Annotated in this window: 18 protein-coding genes; 9 read left to right on the plus strand and 9 right to left on the minus strand. The window is 61.9% G+C overall.

The window, feature by feature from the left end; genetic code table 11:
• Positions 1-3: 3 nt before the first annotated feature.
• Complete coding sequence (locus FGE05_RS16575; RefSeq protein ID WP_139646614.1) at positions 4-753, minus strand: methyltransferase domain-containing protein; 750 nt, start codon at positions 751-753, stop codon at positions 4-6.
• Positions 750-1,055 (minus strand): MazG-like family protein, encoded by a 306-nt coding sequence (locus tag FGE05_RS16580; protein WP_024780720.1) that lies wholly within the window; start codon positions 1,053-1,055, stop codon positions 750-752. Before FGE05_RS16580 ends, FGE05_RS16575 begins: the two co-directional genes overlap by 4 nt.
• Positions 1,056-1,218: 163 nt before the next feature.
• On the opposite strand from FGE05_RS16580, the gene FGE05_RS16585 reads away from it, so the two are divergent.
• The 3 genes from FGE05_RS16585 (at position 1,219) to FGE05_RS16595 (ending at position 3,890) form a co-directional block, all read left to right on the plus strand.
• A complete protein-coding gene (locus FGE05_RS16585; RefSeq protein WP_139646616.1) occupies positions 1,219-1,512 on the plus strand; it encodes a hypothetical protein in 294 nt (97 codons plus the stop codon).
• Positions 1,513-1,950: 438 nt separating this feature from the next.
• The gene (locus FGE05_RS16590) at positions 1,951-2,298 is read left to right on the plus strand and encodes a DUF6124 family protein (protein WP_139646617.1); all 348 of its coding nucleotides are present in this window, start codon (positions 1,951-1,953) and stop codon (positions 2,296-2,298) included.
• Positions 2,299-2,540: 242 nt separating this feature from the next.
• Complete coding sequence (locus FGE05_RS16595; protein WP_139646619.1) at positions 2,541-3,890, plus strand: MATE family efflux transporter; 1,350 nt, start codon at positions 2,541-2,543, stop codon at positions 3,888-3,890.
• 4 nt (positions 3,891-3,894) lie between these two features.
• Here the strand turns inward: FGE05_RS16595 and FGE05_RS16600 are convergent, their stop codons facing one another.
• From FGE05_RS16600 to FGE05_RS16625, 6 genes are all read right to left on the minus strand, one after another.
• Positions 3,895-4,692 (minus strand): DUF4123 domain-containing protein, encoded by a 798-nt coding sequence (locus FGE05_RS16600; protein ID WP_139646621.1) that lies wholly within the window; start codon positions 4,690-4,692, stop codon positions 3,895-3,897.
• Positions 4,689-5,999 carry a type VI secretion system Vgr family protein gene (locus FGE05_RS16605; protein WP_139646623.1) on the minus strand — a complete coding sequence of 437 codons (1,311 nt, stop codon included), beginning with the start codon at positions 5,997-5,999 and terminating at the stop codon, positions 4,689-4,691. The genes FGE05_RS16600 and FGE05_RS16605 overlap by 4 nt, the downstream gene beginning before the upstream one ends.
• Before the next feature lie 383 nt (positions 6,000-6,382).
• Entirely contained in the window at positions 6,383-8,296 is a 1,914-nt protein-coding gene (speA, locus tag FGE05_RS16610; protein WP_041022530.1) for an arginine decarboxylase, read from the minus strand.
• A 210-nt stretch (positions 8,297-8,506) separates the two neighbouring features.
• Entirely contained in the window at positions 8,507-8,878 is a 372-nt protein-coding gene (locus FGE05_RS16615) for a translation initiation factor Sui1 (RefSeq protein WP_041022529.1), read from the minus strand.
• A 164-nt stretch (positions 8,879-9,042) separates the two neighbouring features.
• On the minus strand, positions 9,043-9,588 hold the full coding sequence (locus FGE05_RS16620) for an NUDIX hydrolase (protein WP_139646625.1): 546 nt from the start codon (positions 9,586-9,588) through the stop codon (positions 9,043-9,045).
• 3 nt (positions 9,589-9,591) lie between these two features.
• On the minus strand, positions 9,592-10,659 hold the full coding sequence (locus tag FGE05_RS16625; RefSeq protein ID WP_139646627.1) for a DUF2333 family protein: 1,068 nt from the start codon (positions 10,657-10,659) through the stop codon (positions 9,592-9,594).
• A 294-nt stretch (positions 10,660-10,953) separates the two neighbouring features.
• Here FGE05_RS16625 and FGE05_RS16630 point away from each other — a divergent pair, with 294 nt between their 5' ends.
• The 5 genes from FGE05_RS16630 (at position 10,954) to accC (ending at position 17,254) form a co-directional block, all read left to right on the plus strand.
• Positions 10,954-12,615: a diguanylate cyclase gene (locus tag FGE05_RS16630; RefSeq protein WP_139646629.1), complete on the plus strand. Its 1,662-nt coding sequence runs from the start codon at positions 10,954-10,956 to the stop codon at positions 12,613-12,615.
• A gap of 1,450 nt (positions 12,616-14,065) precedes the next feature.
• On the plus strand, positions 14,066-14,614 hold the full coding sequence (locus tag FGE05_RS30445) for a methyl-accepting chemotaxis protein (RefSeq protein WP_373682505.1): 549 nt from the start codon (positions 14,066-14,068) through the stop codon (positions 14,612-14,614).
• Between the two features lie 301 nt (positions 14,615-14,915).
• Positions 14,916-15,368: a type II 3-dehydroquinate dehydratase gene (gene aroQ / locus FGE05_RS16640; RefSeq protein WP_139646633.1), complete on the plus strand. Its 453-nt coding sequence runs from the start codon at positions 14,916-14,918 to the stop codon at positions 15,366-15,368.
• A 48-nt stretch (positions 15,369-15,416) separates the two neighbouring features.
• On the plus strand, positions 15,417-15,881 hold the full coding sequence (gene accB / locus FGE05_RS16645; RefSeq protein WP_041022523.1) for an acetyl-CoA carboxylase biotin carboxyl carrier protein: 465 nt from the start codon (positions 15,417-15,419) through the stop codon (positions 15,879-15,881).
• A 17-nt stretch (positions 15,882-15,898) separates the two neighbouring features.
• Positions 15,899-17,254 carry an acetyl-CoA carboxylase biotin carboxylase subunit gene (gene accC / locus FGE05_RS16650; RefSeq protein WP_024781402.1) on the plus strand — a complete coding sequence of 452 codons (1,356 nt, stop codon included), beginning with the start codon at positions 15,899-15,901 and terminating at the stop codon, positions 17,252-17,254.
• A gap of 64 nt (positions 17,255-17,318) precedes the next feature.
• On the opposite strand, the gene FGE05_RS16655 is transcribed toward accC, so the two are convergent.
• Positions 17,319-21,269, minus strand: a complete 3,951-nt coding sequence (locus tag FGE05_RS16655; protein ID WP_139646635.1) for a dermonecrotic toxin domain-containing protein — start codon at positions 21,267-21,269, stop codon at positions 17,319-17,321.
• A 261-nt stretch (positions 21,270-21,530) separates the two neighbouring features.
• Between FGE05_RS16655 and prmA the strand changes: the two genes are divergently transcribed.
• Complete coding sequence (gene prmA, locus FGE05_RS16660) at positions 21,531-22,409, plus strand: 50S ribosomal protein L11 methyltransferase (RefSeq protein ID WP_139646636.1); 879 nt, start codon at positions 21,531-21,533, stop codon at positions 22,407-22,409.
• Positions 22,410-22,427 lie beyond the last annotated feature (18 nt).

Here is a 22,427-nt window from a genome sequence, read left to right on the forward strand (position 1 = left end):
CGATCAGAGGGGACGGCAGATCCAGTGCAGATAACGTCCCAGCCCGGCAAACGCGGGATGGCGACGGTGGGCCAGCTCCATGTCCAGCAACTGCGCCAGCTCTACCCGGCTCTGGAACTCTACCGGCATGTAGTCGTGAAAAACCCGCACGCCACTCTGGCTTTCGACCTGCCACACCCCCTCAAGTTGCGCCGCCAACTCGCGCGGATCAAGAGGTTGTTGCGGCGTCAGGCTCTGTTTTTCACCGGCCATGTCGTTGTTGCGCAGCTTGCGGAAATGCCCCTTGAGCAAGTTGCGATAAACCAGCGCGTCGCGGTTGTAGAACGCCAGCGACAGCCAGCCGCCGGGCGCCGTGAGTTGATGCAGCACCGGCAGGATCGTGTGAGGCTCCGCCAGCCACTCCAACACCGCATGACACAGCACCAGGTCGTACGGCTCGGTGAGCTGGCCCGGCAGTGCCTGCCACGGCGCCTGGATGAAGGTTGCCTCCTGGCCGGCGTCGGCAAACCGCTGGCGGGCGCCTTCGAGCATGGGCGCGGCCGGTTCCGCCAGGGTGACCTGATGACCGCGCTCGGCCAGCCACAACGACATATGGCCCAGGCCGGCGCCGATGTCGAGCACACGCAACGGGCGTTCCGGCAATACTTCAAGCAGGTCGGCCTGGAGCACCGCCAGGCGGATCGCGCCCTTGGCCCCGCCATAGATTTTTTCGGCAAAGCGCGTGGCCAACTGATCGAAATGACGGTCGCTCATTGGCCGAACCGCCGCTCGCTGTCGGCCAGTTTGCTGCGCACCACGGCGTCCATGTCCAAGCCCAATTCGCTGCACAGCAGCAACAGGTACAAGACGATGTCTCCAACTTCCTGCCCGGCGTGGGCCAGTTTGTCGGCCGGCAGCTGGCGCGACTGGTCCTCGGTCAACCACTGGAAAATCTCCACCAGCTCGGCCATCTCCACACTGGCGGCCATGGCAAGGTTTTTCGGGCTGTGGAATGGCCGCCAATCGTTGCGATCACGAATGGCGTGCAGGCGTTCAGTCAGTTCAACAAGGTTCATCGGGCTCTCCTGGATGCCCATAGCTTCCGGGGGATGACGGGGGAAGGCAAGCGTCTCGATACGAAGCGGCAATTTGCCTCATAATCGAACGATCGCGGCGCCAACAGCTCCTACAATCAGGAACCCAAGGCTCGACTCGATTCTCTTCCATCAGGATGCAAACATGCATGTAGAAAGCTTTTTCGAATGGCTCGGCCAGGCACTCGGCTCGATAATCCGTTTCATCGTCGACCTGCTGAGCGGCCTGTTCAACACCCTGGCCAACGCCGGCGGCAACTTTGTCGACGGCCTGTCACGGGCGCTGGGCATGGACACCTCGATCATCAGCATCATCGCGCTGATCCTCGGGCTGATGTTGCTGTACTCGGCGATCCGCGCCTTCATGCGTGCCTCGATTGTGCTGGGGATCATCTGGCTGGTGTTGGGGTTGTGGTTGTTGAGTTGGATCATTCACTAGAATCGCGCGTCTCTGTGGCGAGGGGATTTATCTCCGCTCGACAGCTCCTACAGAGTCCCACGGGGATAAATCCCCTCGCCACAAAAGCCCTCTGTTTATTCCATTCCTTCAGGTGTAGGTCCTGGCTACACCGCCTTGCGCCGCTGCCTACAACTACGCCAGAATCCGCCGGCTTGTGCGCCTTGGGGCCGGGTTCTATTGTTTCTCCGTCGCTGACAAATCAGCGATCGGGTTTAGCAGCTCGGATAACATCAAGGCACGCCAGTGTCGCCATCAGAACAGCCAATCCGCATCGGATTGTCAGCACTATGGCGGCTATGCGTGGGGCACTTCGGTGCGCCGGGTTCCTTGATGCCTGGTCTGCTAACCCGCGTACAGCCGCCACCCAACTCGTTTAGCAGCGAAGGATGACGGCTCCACTCATCAAGGAGATTCACCATGTTCAAGGTCACCCCCAACCCACCGGCCACCAATCCCGCATCCTCCAACGACCCCACCGACTCGACAGCCTTTGACAAAGCCGCCAAACGCGCCCTCGACTTCTACCTCAAGCCCGAACCGCCTGAAGCCCAACCAGACCAACTGTTCACCGTTGCGAACGGCATCGACACCGAATGCCTGCTCGCCAACCTCAGCGAAACCCTGGCCTCGGCCAACGCCATGGCCTGTGACCTGGCCTTCGATCTAGATGGTTCGCGACGCCACGTTGCCCTGGGCATCCAGCAGCTAATCGAGCTGGGTGGCTTACTGGCCAACCGGGCGCTGGACAACGTCGACCCACGCTAACCGAAGCAACACATCACCTTTGTGGCGAGGGGATTTATCCCCGCTGGGCTGCACAGCAGCCCCAAAACCAGGCTCTGCGGTGCATCAGGTAAACCGCGTCAGCCGGGTTTACGACTGCTGCGCAGCCGAGCGGGGATAAATCCCCTCGCCACACTGAATTCGGAGCATCTCGCGTGTTCGGCACGCACTGGAAACGATCACTCAGAGAACCCGCTACAATGGCGCTCCACCAAGGAGCCCCCATGTCCAACCTGCTCGCCGACTGGCGCGACCGTCTCACCCATCGTCGGGTCTGGGCGTTGGCCGCGCCGATGATTCTTTCGAACATTTCCGTGCCGCTGGTGGCATTGGTGGACAGTACCGTCATCGGCCATTTGCCCCATGCCCATCAGTTGGGTGCGGTGGCGGTCGGGGCGAGTTTGTATACGGTGCTGGCCTGGGCCGTGGGTTTCCTGCGCATGGGCACCACCGGGTTCGCGGCCCAGGCGGCCGGACGGGGTGATGGCGCGGCATTGCGGCAAGTGTTGTTGCAAGGCCTGCTGCTGGCGATAGGGTTGGCTGTGGCGCTCGGAATCGTCGGGGTGCCATTGAGTAACGTGGCGTTGCATTTCATGCAGCCGTCCGCCGAACTCAACCAGTTGACCCGGGATTTCTTCTACACACGGCTCTTCGGCCTTCCGGCGGCGCTGGCCAGCTATGCGCTGGTGGGCTGGTTTCTCGGGGCCCAGAATGCCCGGGCACCGCTGGCGATTTTGCTGACCACCAATCTGGTGAACATCGTCCTGAACCTGTGGTTCGTGCTCGGCCTGGACTGGGGCGTGGCCGGTTCGGCCCGGGCCTCGGTGATCGCCGAATGGACCGGGGCACTGGTCGGCCTGGCCCTGGCCCACAAAACCCTGCGGGCCTGGCCCGGACAGATTGTCTGGGCGACTCTGGGGCTGTGGCAGAGCTGGCGGCCGCTGTTGGCGGTGAACCGGGACATTTTCATTCGCAGCCTGGCCCTGCAGTCGGTGTTTTTCCTGATCACCGTACAAGGCGCGCGCCTGGGGGACGCAACCGTTGCGGCCAACGCGCTGCTGCTCAACGGGCTGTTGCTGACGGCCCATGCCCTGGACGGCCTCGCCCACGCCGTCGAAGCGCTGTGCGGACACGCCATTGGCGCTCGCGACCGTTTGGCGCTACGTCGCTCACTGGTAGTGGCCTGCGGTTGGTCGCTGATTGCAAGCATCGGGTTTGCGCTGTTGTTCCTGCTCGCCGGGCACCTGTTCATCAACATGCAGACCGACATCCCCGATGTGCGCGAGACCGCCTACCGCTACCTGCCTTACCTCGCCGCCCTGCCACTGATTGCGGTCTGGAGCTATGTGCTCGATGGCTTGTTCATCGGGGCCACCCGCGCCCGGGAAATGCGCAACGGCATGTTACTGACCCTCTTGCTGGTGCTGCCCTTTGCCTGGGCGCTGCAAGGGTTGGGCAACCATGGCCTGTGGATCACCTTCCTGTTGTTCATGGCGTTGCGCAGCCTGACCCTCGGTGGTTTCGCCTGGCACCTGGATCGGCAGGACCGCTGGCTCGCAGTCCGCGCCGAGTGATGCTTTATTCTTCATCGCCTTGCCACAACCGCCGCAGATGCTCGAGCCGCTCGCGCTGAGAGCCGCCGGCCAGCGCTGGTGTTGGCCGGGCGTCGGGGTATTGCAGGCGCAGCCACAGCCAGCCGTCGAGCACTTCCCGTTCGGTAAACCCCAGTTTCAAGCCCTGCTCCAGGCAATCCCAGAGCGCGCGATAATCACGCCCGGTGGCACGGGACCAATGCCAGGCATGACGCTCCAGCAGGCATTGCTGCAATTTGCGCTGCTGTCGATCGCTGAGGCTGTGCTCGTTCTCCAGTGGCGCCACGGGCAACCCCGGATTGGACAGTTGCTGCCAGCCCTGGCTGCCGATGGCCCGGTCGGCCCAGGTGCCGCCGAACCAACGCAGCAAGCGAATGGGCCCTAGCCAGCAACTGAGCTCCCCTGGGTCGCAGCCGTCGAAGAAATAGCTGGCGGTGTGAGGGTTGTAATAGCTCAACAACGCCTTGTAGTGAGGACCCACGGTCACCGTCAGCATGCGTCGCAGATGCGCCAGCAATTGCGTAGGCGGTGACTCGCTCACCAACAACAGTCCCGGCCAGGCACCCGCGTCGACATGACACAGGCTCGCCAGCGCTGGGGATTGCTGCAAGTCCACCAGCAGCGGGCCGTGCTCCTTGAGCCCATGCCATTCGGTGTCTTCGAACAAGGCAAAGCACCGCGCTTCTGCAAACTGCTCTTGTAGTCGCTGCGCCGCCTTGGGAACGCCGGGTAGGTCGAGCAGCAACCACTGAGGCGTGGTTCCGGACAGAGATGCAGCGCTCATGGCGCGGCACCCACGTCGCGCCGGGTAACCAGCCGGCAGGTACATACCGGTTGGTCACAGGCACTGAAGCTGCCCCCGCCGGGCAGCAGGCAAAGCAACACCAGCGGCTCGGCCGCCTGGATCGCGGACAACAACGCTGGATCGGCTCCGGACGGCCAGGGTGCTTCGTGAGTCGTCGCGTCCGACGGCGCCGCATCGGCCATTACCGCAGTAGCCGGCGTATCAAGGAGCGCGCTGATCATGGGGCGATCCGGGTCGCCCTCGCAGAAACTCACCAACACCTCGGTGCCCGCACCGAAGGTGCCCATCGCGCAGGCGGCCAACTCGGGCGCCAACGGCAGCCAACAATGACTGGGGCTGGCCCCCTCGCCCTGATACACCCAATCGAACTGCACCGCCACGCGCCCGGCCATCTGCAACGCCGGTTCGTCCACTTCCACGACCCATCCACGCTGCCGGCCCACCATGCGCGGCTTGGCAGGGAGCCCGGTCGCCACGAATGGCAACCCCCAGGGAACGGCCTGGAAATGGTTGCCATACCCCCAGGCATCCGCGCGATGCTCGACCTTTGTCAGCAGCCAGCGCTGGTTCCAATCGCTAAAAGGATGCGCCGTGAGCAACAGTACCTGCCCGCTGTACAACCCCATCAGGTCACTGCTGCCTTGGGCGAGCTGTTCCCCCGAGGCCGTGGTTTGCACGTTGAAAGCCTGAACACCCGGAGCCGTCCCGTAGGCAACCTCGTCAACTGGAGAAAAGCCGCCCGCGTTATCGGCGAACACCAGGCAGCGCCCGTCCCGAGCCTGTTCGAAATAGAAGTGAATGCCCGCCTGGGCGCACACCCGCTGGAGAAATTGCAGATCCGACTCGCGGTACTGGGTACAGAAATCCTGCGGAGGGTAATCCCCCTTCAAGTCCAGGCACAGCTGGCGGCCGCCGATGCCATGGCCCTTGAGCACCTGGCGGATGATCTGCGGCACCGTGCAGTCGCTCAGTACCCGCTGGTTGAAGCGCTGCGCCAGGCCAGCCAGCTTCGGCCCGATACGCAGGCGACAGCCGGCGTCGGGACGCTGCTGCACAAGCGCGAGAAGCTGCCCGTGAATCTCCCCGCCCGCCTCCCCGAAACTCAGCCAGACGCTGCGGTATAACAAGCCCGCCAGGTCCGGCGGCGTGTCGCCGGGCGACAACTCCACCTCATAGGCAAAAGGCTCGCTGATGGCTTCGCTACCCATGAAGGCCGACACGACAAAGGGTTCGGGCAGACCGGCTATCTCCAGACGAAATGATGGCTCGTTGGCTGGATCGGACATCGGCGTATCTCTACAGGAGGGGCGGCCGGGGATTCTCGCTGAGAGCCATGGCGGAGTAGAGAGCCCAAGTACAAGTTAGGAAAGGGACTACATGAAATGAGGACAGTATTGAGGAAATGACCCAACGCTCGGAATTAACAGCGGCACAAATAAGAACGCCCTCCGGAACTATCTGAAAAAACTCGCAATGCGCGATGAATTTTCTGACAGCCCCGGAGGGCGATGTCGATCGATCAAAGAGCTGCCACAGAGCCCTGATGCCGATCAGTCAAGCCACAAACCTGTGGGAGCAAGCTTTGCTCCCACAGGGTTTGTGCCGTTTGATCCTTAACTGACTGGCATCAGCCGCAGAGCCCCGTGCTCAAACGGCTTTCATCTGCGCATCAGGACGACAAGTACGACGAACGCGTCAATCCCAGGCGCAGGGCATCGAGGAACTGGGTGCGCTCGGCGGCGCTGATACGGGCGCTGGCACATTTGTCGCGGTAGTGGGTCATCAACTCCTCTGGCGACAGGTGCACGTAGCGCAGCATGTCCTCGATGGTGTCGTGGGTTTCGATACCGGCGTGGTACACGCTGCCGTCGGCGTTCTGGTAGATGTTCACCGAGTCGGTATCACCGAACAGGTTGTGCATGTCGCCAAGGATTTCCTGGTAGGCGCCGACCAGGAAGATCCCCAGCAGGTAGTCCTCTCCGGGATTGAGCGCATGGACCGGCAGGCTGGTCTCGATGCTCTGCTCGTCGACGTACTGCTTGATCTTGCCGTCGGAGTCGCAGGTCAGGTCCTGCAACACGGCGCGGCGCATCGGCTCCTCGTCGAGACGGTGCAGCGGCAGGATCGGCAGCACCTGGCCGATGGCCCAGGTATCCGGCAGGCTCTGGAACACCGAGAAGTTGCAGATGTACTTGTCGGCGAGCTTGTCGTTGAGTTCATCCAGCACTTGGCGATGGGAACGCTGGCGGGCCTTCAACGAGTTGTGCAGGCGACGGCACACGGCGAAGTAGCACTGCTCGGCCAGGGCTTTTTCCGCCAGGGTCAGCTTGCCGTCGGCGTACTGGGTGGCCACGTCGCTCATGTAGTGGGTGGCGCGCCAGTAGGTTTCGGTGACCATCTCGATATCGGTCGGGCCCAACAGGTCAACCAGCCACTGCACGGTTTCAGGCAGCTCCTGCTTGTTGTCGATCACCGGCATGTCGTCGACGTGTCGCTCCACGTCGGTCACCTGCACCACCAGCATCGCGTGGTGCGCGGTCAGGGAGCGACCGCTTTCCGAAAAGATGTGCGGATGCGGCAGGCTCTGGGCATCGCAGAATTCCTTGAGCATACCGACCACGACACCGGCGTAATCGTCCATGTCGTAGTTGATCGAACTGGCGTTGCGCGAATGTGTACCGTCGTAGTCCACGCCCAGGCCACCGCCGACGTCGATGTGATCCACCGGCAGGCCGAGGTTGCGCAGTTCGCCGTAGTAACGGATCGCTTCCTTGAAGCCGTGCTGGTAGTCCGCCAGGTTGGCGATCTGCGAGCCCATGTGGAAGTGCAGCAGGCGAATGCCCTGGTCCAGGCCAGCAGCGCGGAAACGCTCGACCACCGACAGCAACTGTGCAGCGGACAAGCCGAACTTGGACTTCTCGCCACCGGTGTCGGCCCATTTGCTCGACGCCAGGGAGGACAGGCGCACCCGCAAGCCAACCTGTGGCTTGACCTTGAGCGAAGCAGCTTCTTCGATCACCAGGCCGACTTCGGATTCTTTCTCGATCACGATGAAGACGTTGTGGCCCAGCTTCTGGCCCATCAGCGCCAGGCGGATGAACTCACGGTCCTTGTAACCGTTGCAGACGATGGTCCCGCCCTTCGGCGCCAGGGCCAGCACCGCCAGCAGCTCGGGCTTGGAGCCGGCTTCCAGGCCGATGGAGACGTTCTGGGTGGCGATGATGTTCTCGATCACCGCTTCCTGCTGGTTGACCTTGATCGGGTAGAGTGCGGTGTACTGACTCTGATACTCCAGGCGCGCGATGTTGCTGTCGAACGCACCGGTGAGCTGGCGTACGCGGTCTTGCAGGATATCGGGGAAGCGCACCAGCAAGGGCAACGACAGACCGCTCTGGCGCAGTTGATCGACCTGTTCGAACAGATCGATGGGCGAACTATCGGGACCGTTCGGACGAACTTCGACGCGACCGGCGTCATTGATCGCGAAATACCCGGCCCCCCAATGGCGAATCCCGTAAACACTGCGGCTGTCCGCAACTGTCCATTGGCTGCCATCGTCTTTGCGTGTGCGTCGTACGGACATCGAAGTCCCCTATAAAGAAGTCAAAATGCACCATCCGGTCGGAGGCTGGCGCAGTCTAGAGAATGGAAATGACGATTTGCCTGCAAGCAGGGTAGACCCTGCCTGCAACGCTGAGTTTAGAAACCCGTTCAGAACAGGCTCTGTGAAAACCCTATGGGCGACCTCGAACATCGGGTTCGGATCAAGCCGGAGTGGTTTTCACAGAGGCTGCTAGCCGCCGGATTTTTTTGCCTTGAAGCCGTGCTTGACCAGTTCCGCCAGCAACAGCTCGACGTGATCACCCTGGATCTCGATGACGCCGTCTTTCAACGCGCCACCGGTGCCACAGCGTTTCTTCAACGTGGTGGCCAGTTCCTTGAGCGCGTCTTCGGCCAACGGCACGCCGGTGATCGTGGTCACCGTCTTGCCGCCGCGCCCTTTGCTTTCACGGCGCACACGGGCCACACCGTCACCGGCAGGGATGACGGTCTGTTTGCAGATGCAGGCATCCACCGGCTGACGGCAATCGGGGCAATGACGACCGGCGTCGGTAGAAAATACCAGGCCGCCCAGGGCGGCGAAGGATGCGGCTTTTTTGGCCACCGGCAATCCTCTCGGGAGGACAAAGACTGGTCGGGGAGTGCCTCGACCGCGAAGCCCCACTCAGGCAGGGGCAGCGCTACTGAACCGCAGACGTCGGTTCAGCTTGAAAAGTCGCGCAGTGTAACGGCAAAAAGCAGACTTGCTAAGGGCCAATCCGCGCCAATTTACAGCTTCTTTGCGACACCACGCAGATAACGCTCAAGCGCCGCCAACGAGTCCGGGCAATAAGGTTTGTACCGGATTTCATCCAGTACCTGTTCGATCGGCATGAAACGCGCTTCGAGCACCTCTTCGGGCTGCAATACCAGGGGGCCGTCCCACACCGCCGAAAACGCCGAGCACCACAGGCGACTGCCAGGGTCTTCGAAGTAAAAATGGTCATGGGCGGTGAGTGGCACACCGCTCACCCCCAGTTCCTCTTCCAGCTCACGGGCCGCCGACTCGGCATAGGTCTCGTCGGCCTGCACCATCCCGCCCGCCGCCACGTCCCAGAAGCCCGGATAGATCGCCTTGCTCAGGGTTCGGCGGTGGACGCACAGTTCACCCGCCGAGTTGAACAGCATGATGTAGGTGCCACGCCCGATCAGGCCACGCTCGCGCAGGTCCGAACGCACCAGGCTGCCAAGCAGGTTGTCGTGTTCATCGACCCAAGCGATCAGCTCGGCATCCGAGGCCACTCGGTGAGCGGCCTCCCGGTGACTTTCGCTCATGGATCAGCCCTGGTTCAGCAATTGCCGCAAGTCGATCACCGCCGCGTTGGCCCGGGAGATGTAGTTGGCCATGACCAGGGAGTGGTTCGCCAATACACCGAAGCCGCTGCCATTGAGAATCATCGGGCTCCAGACCGGTTCCTGGGAGGCCTCCAGCTCACGAATGATCTGCCGCACGCTGACCGTGGCGTTCTTCTTCGCCAACACATCGGCGAAGTCCACTTCAATGGCGCGCAACAGGTGGGACAAGGCCCAGGCCTGGCCGCGCGCTTCGTAGAATACGTTATCGATCTGCAACCACGGGGTCTCGACGACTTCTTCATCCACCTGCGGTACCTGGCCCGGAGCCGGGACTTCGGTTTTCAGCGAGGTGTTGAGCTTGACCCGGCCGACACTGGCCGACAGGCGCTGGGACAGCGAACCCAGACGAGTACCGACGTCGCCCAGCCAGTTGTTCAGGTTGTCGGCGCGGGCGTAGAACAACGCGCTTTTCTGAGCGGGATCGGACAGGCGCGCCTGATAGCGGCTCAGGGAATTGATGCCTTCCTGATACTCCGATTCGCTGGAGGGCAGCACCCAGCTGCGGTTATCGAAGTTGAAACGCGGCTCGGCCTTGGCCAGGTCGGCGTCCTCGGCGGACTGGGACTGGGAACGGGCGAAGTCCTTGCGCAAGGCACGACTCAGGTCGCGGACCTGCACCAGCACGCCATATTCCCAGCTTGGCATGTTGTCCATCCACAGGCCTGGCGGAAAACGGTCGTTGGAGATGTAGCCGCCCGGCTTGGTCAGCAGGGTCCCAGCCACGGTCTTGAGCGTCTCGACGGTGGTATAGCCGACCACCATTTGCCGGCCGTCCCTCTCGGCCGCCGCCTGGGCATTCTGCTGCACGGGAAACAGGGCGGGCTCCTGGCTCCAGTACCAGCCGATGGCAATGGTCACCAGCAGGTAGAGGCCGATCAGCGTGGCCAGCGCGCGGCTGAAAAACAGCCCACCCAGGTAGCTGCGGGTGTCCGATTTCGGCTCGGCGGCACGTTCAGGTGCGCTGCCCGCGCGGTTTTTCCAGTCCAGCATGGCGATGTTCCTTCAATCACTTGAGTTCACGGTTCGACCACAACCCTACGCCATCGTGCCTGATTTGAAACGCGATAAATCCTGCTCAGATCATTCCGGCCCAGGCGGAGCAGTCGGATGGCAACTATAAAGGAAGCGCGGCAATCGGCCTACGAAACCGACCGGTCACAAACTGAATGTCGCTATTGGGCAGATTATTGACGCACGACACTCATGGGCATGAAAAGAGGTGCTAGCATAGAGCCACCAGTCGACCTCAGCATGCACACAGACCACTAACCTAGTAGTCAGGATATGACCGAGCCAGAAGACCCCAGCCGTGAGCGCCTCAAGCACCACTTTGCCCAGCGGGTAATTCATCAGGCTCGTCAGATCCTGGAGATATGGCAGCGCCTGCAACGCAGTGAGTGGTCCAGCACCGATCTGTCGGAGCTCAGCGAAGCCAATCTGCGCCTGCTGCGTTTCGCCGAGCGCTTCGAACAGCCCGAGCATTCCCAACTGGCCCAGGGCATCAGCCAGTCACTGCAAGCGGTGGACGCCAATCGCGGGCGGTTGAGCAGCCAACTGATCACCGAAATCAATCGCCTGATGCAGCGCCTGTCCCGTACCGGCCTGCGCCATGGGGACCAGCTCGAACAAACCTTCCTGCCGCCGTTGCGCAAACCCATCTATGTGTTGCTGCAAGACCATGACCGCGCCGAGCGGCTGGCCAAGCAACTGGAGTTCTTCGGCCTCAGCGCCCAGGCATTGGAGAGTGTCGCGGCATTCCGCGCCTCGATGATCGAGCGTTTGCCGGCGGCGATTGTCATGGATGTGGATTTCAGTGGCCCCGGCATCGGCCTGAAACTGGCGGCCGAAGCCCAGCAAGGCCTGGAACAGCCCTTGCCCCTGTTGTTCTTCAGCCTGCTGGAGACCGATACCCCGACACGTCTGGCGGCCGTGCGCGCCGGCGGACAGGAGTTCCTTACCGGCACCCTCGAGGCCTCGAGCCTGCTGGAAAAGATCGAGGTGCTGACCTGCGTCGCCCAGTACGAACCCTATAAAGTGCTGATCATCGATGACTCTCGCGCCCAGGCCTTGCACACCGAGCGCCTGCTCAACAGTGCCGGCATCGTGACCCGCACGCTGATCGATCCGATCCAGGCCATGGCCGAGCTGGCCGATTTCCAGCCGGACCTGATCATTCTCGACATGTACATGCCCGCCTGCACCGGTACGGAGCTGGCGAAGGTGATCCGCCACAATGACCGCTACGTCAGCGTACCGATCATCTACTTGTCCGCCGAGGATGACCTGGACAAGCAGCTCGATGCCATGAGCGAGGGTGGCGATGACTTCCTGACCAAGCCGATCAAGCCTCGCCACCTGATCACTACGGTGCGCAACCGTGCGGCCCGGGCCCGTAACCTCAAGGCGCGGATGGTGCGTGACAGCCTCACCGGCCTGTACAACCACACCCATATCCTGCAACTGCTCGAAGACTGCTGCTTCCGCGCCCGCCGCGAAGGCAAGCCCCTGAGCTTCGCCATGCTGGATATCGACCATTTCAAACGGGTCAACGACAGCCACGGCCACCCCATGGGCGACCGGGTGATCAAGAGCCTGGCGCTGTTTCTCAAGCAGCGCCTGCGCAAGACCGATTTCATCGGCCGTTATGGCGGCGAAGAATTCGCCATTGTCATGCCGGACACCAACATCAACGACGCCTGCGCGGTGCTGGATGAAATCCGCCAACGCTTTGCCGAAATCCACTATCCGGCCCAGCCCCATGACCTGTGGTGCACGTTCAGTGCCGGCCTGGTGGAGATGAGCGAGGACGCCGACAGCCTGATGATGGCCAGCGAGGCGGATGAAGCGCTGTATCGCGCCAAGCATGCCGGTCGCAACCGGGTACAAAGCGCAAGGCAAAGTGCCACTTTTTCTTCAGAAACGACTGACACAGTCATAAACCTGTAACTCAAGCGCAATAAATTCAGGCACTTACGATTCTGCCCCCGGTAGACCTTCGATGCGCCTGAAACTGCTGACCAACCTCAATACCCTGCTTTTATTGGCCGTGTGCCTGGGCCTGGGCGCCACGCTCTGGTGGTCCCAGGCCGCCCTGGAACGTCCTTATCTGTTGATGGAGCGCTACCTGGGTCTGTCACGGCAATTTCAGGGCGAGGTCACGCGCAACATCGAGGATTACCTGGCCAGCGGCGACGCCTTGCGCCTCAGCGCCGCCAGCCAGGCCCTCGACACTCTGCAGACAGAACTGGATCAGTTCCCTGGGCAACTGGCCCACACGCTCAGGCCGAGCCTGTCGAGCCTGGATGACTTCAGCAAGACCGACCTGCTGGCCGCCGGCAAGCTGGCCGGCGACCCCCAGGCCCTGCTGTTGCAGGCCGAACGTGAACTGGGCGCCAACCTGGACCAGCTCGCCCAATATGCCAACGGGGCCCCGAGTTACCTGCCTTTGTTGTTCAGCGCATCGCAGCACTTGGGGCGACTGTCCCTTGCGCGGGACAAGCTGGTCAGCAGCGGGCGCAGCGAATTGGCCGCCGATGTCGAGCGGGAACTGGCAAGCATCCGCGCGCAGGCCGAACAACTGGACCGCCTGCCGCTGTTGGGCGTGACAGCCAGCAGCGATTCCGCTGGCGACGATTTCGCCGCGCTGATGGGTCTGGAAAATCAGGAAAAAGCCGTCGCCGAAGACGCCGGCATCGCTCTCAAGCGCGAGCTCAACAGCCTGCTCGGACGCTACCCTGCGGAGCTGGCGCGCACCCGCGAACTGATCCAGAAGCGCACCGAACTGAGCAATGCCACCCATGTGAAAACCGCGGATGTGCAGCAGGCGATCGATGCCCTGGAGCCCGTGGTGCGTGCCCAACACGGGCAGATCCAGGGCGAGGTCCGCTTGATCCAGGGTGTGATGATCGGCTTGATTCTGTTGATCGCACTACTCATCGACACCTTGCAACGACGCCTGGCCCGGACCCTGACGCATCTGGCGCCGGCCCTGTCGACCTGGGCCGAAGGCGACTTCAGCCGAGATATCCATGTAGGCGCCAGCAACCGCGAGCTGCAGGACATCGAAGCGTCACTCAATCGGCTGCGAGCCTATCTGGCGGACCTGGTGGGGACCATTCACCTGAACGCCGAACAGGTCGCTGGCAGCAGCCGGACCCTGGCCGAACTCAGCGCGGAGATGCACAGCGGCGCGGAGTATCAGGCCGACGACACGGCGCTGATCCGCGACTCCCTGGGCGAGCTTGAAGCGACCATTCAGCAAGTGGCCGGCGATGCCAGCCAGGCCGCCGACGCCAGCCGCAGCGCCGGGCATGCCGTGGAACAAGGGCAGAGAGTCATCGGCCTGAGTCTCACCGGACTGCACGCACTGGTGGGCGAAGTACAAGGCAACGCGCAGATGATCGAACAACTGGCCGAAGAATCGGCCACCATCGGCGGCGTGCTGACGGTGATTCGCTCGATTGCCGACCAGACCAACCTGCTGGCCCTCAACGCCGCCATCGAAGCCGCCCGCGCCGGGGAGATGGGCCGGGGTTTTGCGGTCGTGGCCGAGGAGGTCCGTTCCCTGGCCCAACGCACGGCAGGGGCCACGGCCGAAATCCAGACCTTGATCGCTCGTCTGCAATTGGCCGCGCGCCAGTCAGTCGATGGCATGCGCGCCCAAGTCGAACACGCCGAAGCCACCGCCAACCAGGCACAAGCGGCCGACGGCGCGCTGGATAAAATCGTCGATGCCATCCAGACCATCGCCGACACCGCCGTGCGCATCGCCGAAGTCACCGCCCAACAGAGCGGTGCCGTCAGCGAAATCCGCGATCACAGCGAGCGGATTCACCAACTGGGTGGGGAAAACCTGCTGCGTATCGGCCAGGGACGGGAACAGGGCGAAAATCTGCTGGTGCTGGGTGGGCGCCTGCATACGGCAGTACAAGCGTTTCGTGTTTGATTGCCAGCGACAACCCCGTGTGGGAGCGGGCTTGCTCGCGAAAGCGGTGGGTCAGCTTGCATGGATGTTGGATGTACCGCCGTCTTCGCGAGCAGGCTCGCTCCCACCCTAGTCCGGGGTGCCTCCACAGGTTCAGGATGGTCTGCGCCGGCATGGGTGACCGGATCTTTAGACATGGTCACAAATTTCTCGCAAACATCGCTCATCGTGCTGGCTATTGCCGAGAACTGGACAGTCATTAAGGCTTTGCGGCATAGTCGCCGGGTTCTGATACCTGCTCACAGATAACAAGGAACAGCAGATGGCGACCCTTTTGGTCCTGCACGGACCCAACCTGAACCTGCTGGGCACCCGTGAACCGGGCGTCTATGGGGCCGTGACACTGGCCCAGATCAACCAGGACCTGGAGCAGCGAGCCCGCGCCGCAGGCCATCATTTGCTCTATCTGCAAAGCAATGCCGAATATGAATTGATCGACCGCATTCATGCCGCCCGTGGCGAAGGCGTGGACTTCATTTTGATCAATCCAGCAGCTTTTACACATACAAGTATCGCATTACGTGACGCGTTGCTGGCGGTGAGCATCCCATTCATCGAAGTGCATTTGTCCAACGTGCACAAACGCGAACCTTTCCGCCATCACTCTTACTTCTCCGATGTAGCGGTGGGAGTGATCTGCGGCCTTGGCGCCAGCGGTTACCGACTGGCCCTGGAGGCCGCCCTAGAGCAGCTTGAAAAACAGGCAACAGCTTGAACAACAAGCGTTAAACGCCCCTGACCGACCCTTGGGAGTTGATGATTCATGGATATCCGTAAAGTTAAGAAACTGATCGAATTGCTGGAAGAGTCCGGCATCGACGAGCTTGAGATCAAGGAAGGCGAAGAGTCCGTACGTATCAGCCGCCACAGCAAGACGCCAGCCCAGCAGTTCTACGCTCCGGCACCGATGCAGGCTCCGGCCGCCGCTCCAGCGCCAGCCGCACCTGCTGCCGCCGCCGCTGCTCCAGCCGCTGCCGCCGCTCCAGCGCTCAACGGCACCGTGGCCCGTTCGCCGATGGTAGGTACTTTCTATCGCAAGTCTTCGCCAACCTCGCCGTCCTTCGTTGAAGTGGGCCAGACCGTGAAGAAAGGCGACACCCTGTGCATCGTCGAAGCCATGAAGATGATGAACCACATCGAAGCTGAAACCAGCGGTGTGATCGAGTCCATCCTCGTTGAAGACGGCCAGCCGGTTGAGTACGACCAACCGCTGTTCACCATCGTTTGAACCGCGGAGAGCCTTTGATGACTGCGAAGCTGGAAAAAGTCCTGATCGCGAACCGCGGTGAGATCGCTCTGCGGATCCTGCGTGCCTGCAAAGAGATGGGCATCAAGACCGTCGCCGTTTACTCCAAGGCCGACAAAGAGCTGATGCACCTGGGCCTGGCAGACGAGTCCGTCTGCATCGGCCCGGCTTCTGCCGCGCACTCCTACCTGCACATCCCGGCGATCATTGCCGCTGCCGAAGTGACCGGCGCCACCGCCATTCACCCAGGCTACGGGTTCCTGGCGGAAAACGCCGACTTCGCCGAACAGGTCGAGAATTCCGGTTTTGCCTTCATCGGCCCGAAAGCCGAGACCATCCGCCTGATGGGCGACAAGGTTTCGGCCAAGCACGCCATGATCGCAGCCGGCGTACCGACCGTTCCGGGTTCCGACGGCCCGCTGCCTGAAGACGAAGAAACCGCTCTGCGCATCGGTCGCGAAGTCGGTTACCCGGTGATCATCAAGGCCGCCGGCGGCGGCGGTGGTCGCGGCATGCGCGTGGTACACAAGGAAGAAGACCTGATTTCCTCGGCGAAACTGACCCGCTCCGAAGCAGGCGCGGCGTTCGGCAACCCGATGGTCTACCTGGAAAAATTCCTGACCAACCCACGCCACGTCGAAGTCCAGGTGCTGTCCGACGGCCAAGGCCAGGCCATCCATCTGGGCGACCGCGATTGCTCGCTGCAACGTCGTCACCAGAAGGTCCTCGAAGAAGCGCCGGCACCGGGCATCGACGAGAAGGCCCGCCAGGAAGTCCTGGCTCGTTGCGTCAAGGCCTGCATCGACATCGGCTACCGCGGTGCCGGTACCTTCGAGTTCCTGTACGAGAACGGTCGCTTCTACTTCATCGAAATGAACACCCGTGTTCAGGTGGAGCACCCGGTTTCGGAAATGGTCACCGGTATCGACATCGTCAAGGAGATGCTCAGCATCGCCGCCGGCAACAAGCTGTCGTTCACCCAGGATGACGTGGTCATCCGCGGTCACGCGCTGGAATGCCGGATCAATGCCGAAGACCCGAAAACCTTCATGCCAAGCCCAGGCACGGTCAAGCACTTCCATGCACCGGGCGGCAATGGCGTTCGCGTCGACTCGCACCTGTACAGCGGTTATGCCGTTCCGCCGAACTACGACTCGTTGATCGGCAAGCTGATCACCTACGGGGCGACCCGCGATGAAGCCATGGCGCGTATGCGCAATGCGCTGGAAGAAATCGTGGTTGACGGGATCAAGACCAACATCCCGCTGCACCGCGATCTGGTACGTGACAAAGGCTTCTGCGAAGGCGGCGTCAACATCCATTACCTGGAGCACAAACTGGCCCACGAGGCTTGATGTCCCAAGTGATGTAAAAAGACCCCGGTCCGTTGGCCGGGGTCTTTTTTTGCCTGCCGACCGATCAGCTCAGCAGCACCGTCGAGAAAGCTTGCGCTTCGATCTGCGCCGAAGTCACCGGCCTCCCCTGCCCAGTGCTGATGGCACCGCTGGGATTGGCGACCAGGGGCTCGTTTCGCACGCGCCTCATGAACCCCCGTGCCCGTACCGACACCGGATCGGAGCTCTTTTTCGCTCGCGCCAGCACCGGTATGTAGTAGCGTTCGACTTGGCCGCGCCCTGTCTTGAACACCGACGTCACACCACTGCGCAGGTCCAGCGCGACACCATAGGTACTGCCAAAACAAGAAGAGTACGACCAGTAATCCCACGTGGGTTGCAGGCCCTGGCGCCGCATCGCCGACCTGACCCGCCCGCCGATGTCAGTGCCAGTCAGCCAATCCCCACCCACCAGGGTGGCACGGATATCCTTAGCCACTCCGCCCAGACGCTGCGTTATGTCCCGCAGACAGCGTTCGATCAGCGCGCGGATATTGTGATCAAAGTGAATGACAGCGCCCATTCCGGTGGTCGGGTTGTGCAGCGAAGCGATCACGCAGGTCTGCGCGTTCAGGGAGAACAGATAATTGTCTGCGACGGCCTCGCTGAACCTCGCCACTACCGCCTCGCCCTGCAACGCGCCCCTTGAGACATCCGGGAAGACATGCCCAGGAAACGCCGCCCGCAAGTCATCCACTCGCCCAAGATAAGCCACCTCGCCGTTTCCACCCAGCAAGCCCGGCTTATCGTAGACCCACTTGCCATTCGACATCCTGCGCAGGGGCTCTTGATAAAGCGCCCCGGGATTCCTGGCATCCACCAGGCGCAGACCGTCAAGAGAGGGATGTTTCTTCACTTGGTAGTACCTGCCTTTATGCTTGATAAAGTAGGTGTCCCGCGGCTGTGAAACACTGGACGGGCTACGCCAGGTGCCCTTGAAAATGCCCTCCTCAGTCACCTCCACCAGATTTGCAGGCACTTTCCTGATGGACTGATGCGCCTTGAAGCGTATGGGTCGTAGCGTTGGATCAGTCTCTTTGGCGGCGGGGGCTGCATGCCTCAAGCGCCGGGCCGACAACGATGCAGGCTTCACCACCTGCCCCAGACGCCTGACAGCGCCCACGATCTGTAGCCCAAACGCGGCGAACAACGCTCCCCAGGTCGCGAACATCCAATGCCACAGCGCGCTTTCCGTGTCGCCCTGGACATGCGCCTCGATGGCCTGCCCGGAACTGACGGTAATGAGGGCGATATCCAGCAGCAGGACAAAAGGGGGATACACCATGCATACCGGCGCAGACGCAAAGAGTAGGCCCTTGATGACCTGGCCCTCGATCACTTCGATACGGCTGGTGGTGACATCCTCCACATCAGTGATGCTGCGCTCGATATAGGCATCGAACTCGGCCCGGATGTCGATCACCCGATTGAGTTCGCGCAACGCATCGACGCGAGCACTCGTCGTCGCCAGGGCCACCAGCGAACGCCTTACCTTTTCCCTGGCCGTGAGCGCCACCCGCCCCACGACATAATCATGCAGTCGTGCAGCGACCCCTCCGGAAAAATCCCGATACCGGCGAAAGGTAACGCCGTCCGGCGCGTCTGGCGTGTACAGCCAGGATGCACGTTTCGGATCGAAGTAGGTGAAAACGTAAACGCCCAATACGACATGCCCATCGACAGTAAACCTGACCACGCCCTCGCGCCTCACCAGCGTCCCCGGATATTCAGGGCCCGACACTGCCACCAACTCACCCAGCAGGGTGACTTGCCGGGTGAGCCACCAGAATTCCGAATCGTTCAACAGGCCCATCCCCTTCGCGACGCGCAGGTCACGGTCCATTCGGATCAGCAGCATGTGGCGGTAGGTATTGCGGCGCTTGATGTAGGCAGGCGAATCGACGTCGAGGAACCTGGCGCGGGTCTCTGCCCCATAGCGCTCGCCCACATAAGCCCGTCGGATATAGAGCGCCAGCTCGGCACTGCGGACCTGCCCCAGGTCCTGCCCGACAGAGGAACGCACACCTTTGCGAGGGTCGTCGATACCCGAGTTATCGTCGTATCCATGGATGACCAGATCCAGCAGGCTCGCGGTCTTCGTGTTACGGCCCGCGAGCCCCGGGCTGTAGTCGATGAGGATCGTCGCGGGATCCACCGACTCAAGTACGCCCCTGCTGCGCAGGTAAGGCGTGATCGCCTGGGCGACGGTGCGCTTGGCGAAGTCCACGAAGACTTCGAAGTCCGCAAGCAGCTCGTTGAATGCCCGCTGATGCAGCAGGAGCTCCTGACTCAAACTGCTGATGTTTCGACGGGAATCAAGCGGCAGTGCAGCGTACCAGCGAGGCGACTCGTCCAACTGCACCTGCGCCAGGTTATGGGCCAACCCCATGGCCACGGCGTCTTCCAGGCACGCCCTGAATCCCGTCGCTCCGGCCCTTAGATCCTTGCCCATGTCCCATGAAATCGGCTTGTCCATCACACGGGCAAAGTATTCCCGAGCCACATCGCGATCATTCGGGGACAGCTGCTGCACCAGGTATTCGCGCCCTGCCTCATTTCGGGTCCATGCGCCGATTTCCACACTCACGGCCCACAGCGACGGCAACTCGATCCACTCCTGGCCATCGGGCTTGGCGGGCGCATACAGCAATAGGTCACCCTGCATGTCGTCGCGGAAAAACAGCAGCAGATCGGCGCATCGCAAGCCGTTTGGCAGTGCCAGGCCGGTGACATGCAGCGGGCTGGCGGACAGGACCGACGCCTCGCCGTCCCAGAGGGCTTTGACCGCGTCATGATTGACCGCCTTCAGATGACCCGCGCAACGCGCAATGAATGCGCTTTGCTGCAGTCGGGCCGTCAGCCAATCGAACATGGCGGGCTTCAGATCAGCCCGACCATATCGATCGGTCAGCGCTTGCAAGTACCCGGCAGGCGCATCCACATCCGCCAACAAACGGCTGACGAACGCCGATGAAAGGGGCTGATTGCGCAGCATCGCGCCGTTTTCCACCAACAGTACCGACACGGCATCCGACCTTACCGGCCCCGCCACCAGCAGGTCACTCAGGCTGTAACGTTGTATGGGCTGATCAACGACCGCTCTCCATTGCAACGTCACCCGAACATTGTCCGGCTCGACGTCCATGTCCAGCTCATGCCTGATATACGCCTTGGCCTGTTGCCGGGCGAAGGCCCGCAACGAGCCCACGCCATCGAGCAACTCATCGACCAGCGCCTGCGCCTGCTGAGTCCGCTCCTGAAGCAGCCGTAGCGATGCTCGCCCGGGTTCATCCAACACCCGCAGCCAATGAGGCAGTTGCAAGCGTGCCAACGCATCGAGATCCCGGCGCTCCTGCTCAGTGGCCAGCGCAGTCGCTTCACTTACGCGACGCCAGGCATCCTGGAGCGTTTCGATGCGCTCCCGCAGCGCCTCGACGTCCAGGCCTGCCAGCTGGTCAGGCTGAAAAATCCTGTCGATGGCCGCCATGTGTTCATTAAGTTTGCGCTGGACCACGCCCTCGAGCGAGGCGTCACCAGCAGTCATCCGCCAATAACGACGCAGGTAGTCCTTGTAGTGCTGAATGCCCCCCCAGGCGACGGACTCCACCACCTGGACAATGACCTCCCGACGCTCGTCCGTAAAACCCGAGTCGGGCCCGCCAGGCCAACGGAACGCCACGTCGTATTCCTCGTCAGGCGCAATCGGCCTGTCATCGATCATCCGTTGCAGCACGGTGTCCAGCAGGGTGCCGATGAAATACGGATCGATGTTGCCTTCCCGGTAACGGGTACGCAGTTCGACCAACAGATACTCCTCCAGCACCTCCAGCAAGGTCATCTGGGTTTGTAGTCGCGTGTCGATAACGGCCTTCCAGCGTGTCAGTCTTTCCAGAACGGCGTGTGCGGTTTCCGCTTGCGGAACAGATACCGGTCCTGCGCCCTTCACCTTGCTTTGCCCCTCGGCAGTGTTGTCCATCACGTTCCTCCCTGTTGTGTGGACCCTCACCTTATCCGCCGTACAACACCTCCATGTCATACATATATATATCGAAACACCACGCCGGACGGCAGCCGCGGCCTGCCACGGGCCACCGGGCTTATCCACTTTGACGGCGACCTGGCGTACACTGCGCAGCTTTCGCAGCCTAGTGACCTGCGTGGCTAATTCGGCTACTCAAATTAGCCACGCAGGTCACTAAGCCTGCTTCCTGTAGATTTATTTCCAAAGGTGCCCGCCATGCCTTGGCTGCAAGTACGTCTGGCCATCAGCCCGGAACAAGCCGAAACCTACGAAGATGCGTTTCTTGAAGTAGGCGCCGTATCGGTCACCTTCATGGACGCCGAAGACCAGCCGATCTTCGAGCCGGAACTGAACACCACCCCGCTGTGGTCCCACACCCATCTGCTGGCCTTGTTCGAAGGTGGCACCGAAGCGGCCAGCGTTCTGGCCCATCTGGAACTGCTGACCGGCAGCCCGTTGCCCGAACATCACAGCGAAGTGATCGAAGACCAGGATTGGGAACGCAGCTGGATGGACAATTTCCAGCCGATGCGCTTTGGCCAGCGGCTGTGGATCGTTCCGAGCTGGCACGCGGCGCCGGAGCCGGACGCCGTCAACCTGCTATTGGACCCGGGCCTGGCGTTCGGCACCGGCACCCACCCGACCACCGCGCTGTGCCTGGAATGGCTCGACGGTCAGGATCTCAAGGGCTGCGACGTACTCGACTTCGGCTGCGGGTCGGGCATCCTGGCCATTGCCGCGCTGCTGCTGGGCGCCAAGGAAGCGGTCGGCACCGACATCGACGTCCAGGCCCTGGAAGCGTCCCGCGACAACGCCGGGCGCAATAACATTGCCGAAGCACTGTTCCCACTCTATCTGCCGCAGGACCTGCCCCAGGTCCAGGCCGACGTATTGGTGGCCAATATCCTCGCCGGACCGTTGGTCTCCCTGGCGCCGCAACTGTCGGGCCTGGTCAAGCCGGGTGGACGACTGGCGCTGTCGGGCATCCTGGCCGAACAGGGCGAGGAAGTCGCCGCCGCTTATGCCGCCGACTTTGACCTGGACCCTATTGCCAATCGTGATGGCTGGGTGCGCATCACCGGCCGTCGGCGCTAGAATGGCCGCTTGTATCCA

Source organism: Pseudomonas sp. ICMP22404, assembly GCF_006227205.1.
Lineage (GTDB): Bacteria > Pseudomonadota > Gammaproteobacteria > Pseudomonadales > Pseudomonadaceae > Aquipseudomonas.